This window comes from Paenibacillus sp. 01L418 (assembly GCF_056400045.1).
The window spans coordinates 1-3,811 of the sequence record NZ_JBFTSN010000536.1 but is presented as its reverse complement, the minus strand read 5'-3'; the positions used below and the strand labels follow the sequence as shown (position 1 = coordinate 3,811).

General features: G+C 44.8%; 3 protein-coding genes. All 3 read left to right on the top strand.

Going from position 1 to position 3,811, the window contains the following annotated elements:
• Positions 1-1,769 (top strand): helix-turn-helix domain-containing protein (locus AC1DSE_RS32145; protein ID WP_477528823.1); only part of this gene is annotated, 1,769 nt, incomplete at its 5' end.
• Positions 1,770-1,977: 208 nt separating this feature from the next.
• Positions 1,978-2,925, top strand: a complete 948-nt coding sequence (locus AC1DSE_RS32140; RefSeq protein ID WP_477511027.1) for an ABC transporter permease — start codon at positions 1,978-1,980, stop codon at positions 2,923-2,925.
• Positions 2,926-2,935: 10 nt separating this feature from the next.
• The gene (locus AC1DSE_RS32135; protein WP_477528822.1) at positions 2,936-3,808 is read left to right on the top strand and encodes a carbohydrate ABC transporter permease; all 873 of its coding nucleotides are present in this window, start codon (positions 2,936-2,938) and stop codon (positions 3,806-3,808) included.
• The last annotated feature ends 3 nt before the right edge of the window (positions 3,809-3,811 follow it).

The window sequence follows — 3,811 nt, the reverse complement described above, 5'->3', positions numbered from 1 at the left end:
GCCCAAGAGAGTATAGTCAATCTATCCTTGATGATTCCACTCGCAAGGTTGTTTCACTGGTAAAGGCTTACCCATTCGCGTCTGATAAGCAGGGAGCGGTGGTCGTCAATCTTAACGTAAGCTCCATCATCGATTTTATGAATCAATTCAATGGATACGGCGGCACGATTCAACTTCTCGATTGGGAGAAGAAGCCGTTTGAGTCCACTCTGCCTTCTGCCAAGGAAGGCGGTATTTATGCCAGCTCCCCATACACCGGTTGGCAATACTATGCAGACAGCGTGCATGCCAACGAATTTTCCGCCCTCTCATTGTTTTCCAACATGTGGTTTATTATCGTATTTATCATCATCATACTTGCCTTAGTATGGTTTACTTTTATTACGCATGTCTCTTACAAGCCGATCCAGACCATCATGGGTAAAATCGACGGATATGCGGCTCGCAAAAGCCAAGAGCTTGGCATTAAGATGCCCCGAAACGAGTTTAAATTCATCGAAACCGCCATTGATCATTTATTGAAAAAATCGATTGATTATGAGCATCTGCATAAAGAGGATTTGCTGCTCCGTCAACGGAATCTCCTTCAGGAGCTGCTTGTTGGACGATCCATGCTGACCGATCAGGAATGGAAAAAGCAGGCATCGGCACTTGGCTTGCCGCATTCATATGAATACCTTGGCGTCATTGCTCTAGAAATTGACCATTTTGCCGCATTTACCGATAAATATAAAGCCAGTGATCAAAACCTGCTGAAATTTCTTATTGAATCCGCTTTTCGAGAGCTTATGCAGCAGAAGGAATTGCAGATCCAACACGTATGGACAGAGCCTCAGCGAATGGCTTTTGTTGTCCTTTTACAGCAAAGCTCAGAGTCCATTCAAGATAGGCTGGTACAAGTATGCGAGGAATTCCGCAAGTGGATGAACGAGCATTTGGAGTTAACCGTATCTTGCGGAATTGGAGACTTCGTCCATTCGATTCATGATATTGCTGCCGCTTACCGCAGCGCTGCTGAGAATGTATCCTATAAAGCTGTTTTTGGCACAAACAGCGTAATTGATAACCGGTTAAGATGTACAAAACAAACAGGAGAGACACTTCTGTGCTTTCAATCCATATTGGAGCTGTCACGCTCTTGCCGGATGGACGACGGGCAATGGGAAATTAAGCTGAGCCGAATTTTTCTTAAGTTGAAAGGCATGTTAATCTCGCGCGCGGATATTGAAGCGTTCATTCATAATCTAATCCGCCAGCTTGAGAAAGATATGGAAGCATTGCCAAGTGATATCGAGACGATATGGAGCAGCGAATACCGAAGCAGGTTCAGGCAAATCGCGCAGCATGCTGAGACGATCGACGAGCTTGAGATTCAGCTTGCGGCTGTTTTGACTGAACTTGCGGGCGATAGGGATAAGAAAAGGCTGAATGGCAAAAATCATACGATCGCCCTCCAAACGAAGGAATACATCGACCAGCATTACACTGATCCGAGCTTGTCTCTCATTCAAGTCAGCGAGAAGCTTGGTCTAAGCGCGAGAAGCGTTAGTCATTTGTTTAAAGAGGAGCTTGGTGAAAATTTTATCGATTATTTGCTAAAGGTAAGATTCGCACATGCGAAGAACATGCTGCTTGAAACAGATGAGCCTATCCAATGGATTGCTGAACAGGTGGGCTACACACACGTCATTTCCTTCCACCGCGCTTTCAAAAAATTGTTTAATCTACCGCCAGGTGAATATCGAACCATTTATCGGTTAAACGAATGAATGGCAACAAATCTGCCGAATTAATCGGCAGATTTTCTTTTTACTTCCGTAAAGGTTAATCGTCGGAAAATGGTAAAGTCCGCGTGAATAGCGGGATTTCCGATTATGTTAAGCCTCTGATTCTTGTTAATATCCGATTTCTTAATCGCGTGTTACATTTGGAACCAAGTCGAAATATTTGCTTCCAATAAGAGTCAGGAGGTCATCCATGCAGATTGCAACGGAACGCCAGAGGAAGGTCAAGGCCGTGCCGCGCGTTCGTATGAAAGCGCTGTACAGGGATTGGCAGTTATACCTGCTGCTGCTTCTGCCCTTGGCGTATTTTATTATTTTTAAGTACACACCAATGCTGGGCGTCGTCATTGCATTTAAGGACTACAACATGTTTCAAGGCATTTTAGCAAGCCCCTGGGTCGGTTTCGAAACGTTCCGGGAAGTATTTCAGATGGATGGTTTTTACAATGCGCTCCGCAACACCTTTCTACTCAATTTCTTGGATCTTGTCGTAAGTTTTCCGATTCCAATCGCACTAGCGATACTGTTAAATGAGCTTCGTATAAAATGGTTCAAAAAAGGCGCACAGACGATTCTTTATTTGCCTCATTTTATATCATGGGTCATCATCGGCGGGATGGCTATTCAGCTGCTGGCGACCAATAACGGTATTGTCAACAATCTGCTGAAGTCTTTAGGGATGAAGGTCATTCCATTCCTTACGGAGCCTGTTTACTGGGTGCTTACATATTTAGGCATAGGTATTTGGCAGAGCGCTGGGTGGGGAACGATCATTTATCTCGCTGCGTTAACGGGAATTAACAAGGATCTTTACGAAGCGGCAGATGTAGATGGTGCAAGCCGAATGCGTAAAATCTGGCATATCACGCTGCCGGGGATCAAGCCGACAATTATCATTCTACTCATTATTAATATTGGACATATGGCCAGCATTGGATTTGATCGGCCGTTTGTACTTAGCAATCCTCTCGTCACCGATGTGTCTGAGGTTATCAGCACGTATGTATACAAAATCGGAATTCAATCCGCACGATATACAATAGCAACGGCTATCGGTCTGTTCCAAGCGGTTGTAGGTCTTATTTTCCTGCTGTCGGCCGATTATATTTCCAGAAAAGTTAATGATCAAGGCATTTGGTAGGAGGGCAGATATGAGAGCGTATGGAAATGACAAAATCGTAGATGCAATGATCATGGTCGTAATCATAACGGCGGGGCTCTTCTGCCTGCTGCCGCTGCTTCATATTTTCGCCTTGTCGTTAAGCGCCAACGGGCCGATTCTATCAGGAAAAGTTACGATACTACCCGTAGAAATCKATTTTTCCGCTTACGAGGCTGTTTTCGGCAATGCAGCGATGATCCATTCCTTACTTTTTACTATTGGACTAGTTGTTTTGTTCACGGCTATATCGATGCTGATGACGATTATGGCAGCCTATCCCTTGACGAAGCCTAACCTAAAGGGAAGAAACTTTTTTCTTCTCCTTATCGTCCTGACGATGTTTTTCAGCGGAGGAATGATACCGGAATATTTACTCGTAAAAAACTTGCATTTGCTTGATTCGATCTGGGCGCTCATTTTGCCGGGGATGGTTAATGCCTTTTATTTGCTCATCATCAAGACCTTTTTCTCCTCCATTCCAGTAGAGCTGGAAGAGTCGGCGCGGATGGACGGAGCCAACCATTTTAAAATTTTGTGGCATGTCATCCTGCCGCTGTCGCTTCCGGTCATGGCCACACTTAGCTTGTTTTACGCAGTGGGCAGGTGGAACGGATTTATGGATGCCTTGTTGTACATTACCAAATCGGAGCTTTATCCACTTCAATTAAAGCTGTACGAAATGGTCATCAACAGCCAAGTTAACGATATGGCGATAGCAGAGGGGCTTAATGCCTCGGTACCGATACCGGAAAGTCTTAAAGCTGCCTCGATCATGTTCGCAACCATTCCCATTTTGCTCGTATATCCGGCGCTTCAGCGTTACTTTATTTCGGGTATGATGATCGGTGCCGTCAAAGGTTGATAG